Source organism: Azospirillum sp. B506 (assembly GCF_000333595.1).
GTDB lineage: Bacteria > Pseudomonadota > Alphaproteobacteria > Azospirillales > Azospirillaceae > Azospirillum.
Map to the genome: position 1 here is coordinate 1 of NZ_BADK01000932.1, position 1,821 is coordinate 1,821.

Annotated in this window: 2 protein-coding genes; both read left to right on the plus strand. The window is 62.7% G+C overall.

Going from position 1 to position 1,821, the window contains the following annotated elements; translation table 11 throughout:
• Positions 1-69 precede the first annotated feature (69 nt).
• Positions 70-696, plus strand: a complete 627-nt coding sequence (locus tag I71_RS28800) for a hypothetical protein (protein WP_280109925.1) — start codon at positions 70-72, stop codon at positions 694-696.
• A gap of 64 nt (positions 697-760) precedes the next feature.
• Positions 761-1,612: an alpha/beta fold hydrolase gene (locus tag I71_RS28805; protein WP_042702394.1), complete on the plus strand. Its 852-nt coding sequence runs from the start codon at positions 761-763 to the stop codon at positions 1,610-1,612.
• Positions 1,613-1,821: the final 209 nt, after the last annotated feature.

Below are 1,821 nucleotides of genomic sequence, written 5' to 3' on the forward strand. Positions count from 1 at the left end.
AGACGTTCGTGAACACGGCTTTGCCGATGTCTCCGAACCGCGTGCGCTTACACCGGGGAGATCCCCGCGATCGTCGACTCCTTCCGTCAGGCCGCCGCCAACGCGATCGAAGCGGGATTCGACGGGGTCGAGGTGCATGGCGCCAACGGCTATCTGCTCGACCAGTTTCTGCGCGAGACGGCGAACGTCCGTACCGACGCCTATGGCGGTTCGGTCGAGAACCGCGCTCGCCTGCTGCTCGAGGTGGCCGACGCCGTGTCGGCGCAGATCGGGGCGGAGCGCACCGGCGTCCGCCTGTCGCCGGTTTCGCCGGCCAGCGGCATCGTCGTCTCGGACAGAGAACAGGCGCAGTTCAATTATGTGGTCGAGCAGTTGGACAAGCTCGGCATCGCCTATATCCACGTCGTCGAGGGCGCGACCGGCGGCCCGCGCGACGCCTCGCCTTTCGATTACAGTGCGCTTCGCCAACGCTTCGGCCGGACCTTCATCGCCAACAACGGCTTCGATCTGACGCTGGCCGAACAGCATCTCGCAGGCGGCAAGGCGGACCTGTTCGCCTTCGGCCGGCCATTCATCGCCAACCCCGACCTTGTCGAGCGGCTGAAGACCGGCGCGCCGGTCAATCCCCTCGATCCAGCGACCCTCTATGGCGGCGGGGCCAGGGGTTACACCGACTACCCGACACTCGCCGATTGACGGGAATCGGGCGGCGCTTCATCCGGGGGCGCCGCCCATCCGAACGGCTTCCAAGGATCCCACCATGAGCGGCGGCATTCTCAAGACAGACTGGAAGACCGCGCCCACCAAGCATGTCGAGGCGGTCGGTACGCGGTTCGCTTATCGCCGGCTTGGGCCGCATTCAGGCGTTCCGGTGGTGTTGCTCAATCACTGGGCGGCCAATCTCGACAATTTCGACCCGCGCCTGATCGAGGGACTGGCGTCGGACCGTCCGGTGTTCGCGCTCGATTATCGAGGAATCGGTTCGTCGGGCGGTAAGGCGCCGCTATCCATCAAGGATATGTCCCTCGACGTCATCGCGGTCGTTCGCGCGCTCGGGCTCGATCAGGTCGACCTGATCGGCTTCTCGCTGGGAGGGTTCGTCAGCCAGCAAATCCTGTTCGATGCGCCCGACCTTGTGCGACGCGTCATCCTTGCCGGGACGGGTCCGGCGGGTGGTCCCGGCATCACGCAGGTCGGTCCGGTGTCCTGGCCGCTCATCGCGAAAGGGCTTTTGACCTTCCGCGATCCCAAGACTTTTCTGTTTTTCACATCCAGCGCGGATGGACGTCGCGCCGCCAACGCGTTCATCGCGCGTCTGAAGGAGCGGAAGACCGATCGCGACAGGCCTGTGGGGCTTGCCCCGATGCTGCGTCAGTTGAAGGCCATCAAGGCCTGGGGTCTCCAGCCTTCGCAGCCGCTCGAAACAATTCGGCAACCGGTTCTCATCGCCAATGGTGATAACGACATCATGGTGCCGAGCGAGAACTCGACCATTATGGGGCACCGCATTCCGGGCGCCAGACTTGTTCTGTACCCGGACGCAGGCCATGGCGGCATCTTCCAGCATCACGATGCCTTCTTGATGGAAGCGAAGACATTCCTTTCCGCCTGATCCGTAGCTTTCCTCAAGTGCAACGCAAAAACTTCCAGAGTCGATGGGCCTCGTACTCTGTCCACACCTACCTGTTTCCCGAGGAAAAACGATGCGAGCTCTCATTTTTCAGCGCTATGGCAAATCCACACAGCCCGAATACGCTGATATACCACGGCTTTCATCGGCCAAGACGAAATTCTTGTCCAGTCTATGCCGTGGGTCTGAAC

What these genes read in the sequence shown, in the direction of transcription:
- I71_RS28805 (WP_042702394.1), top strand. Translation starts at nt 761, where the DNA reads ATGAGCGGCGGCATTCTCAAGACAGACTGGAAGACCGCGCCCACCAAG.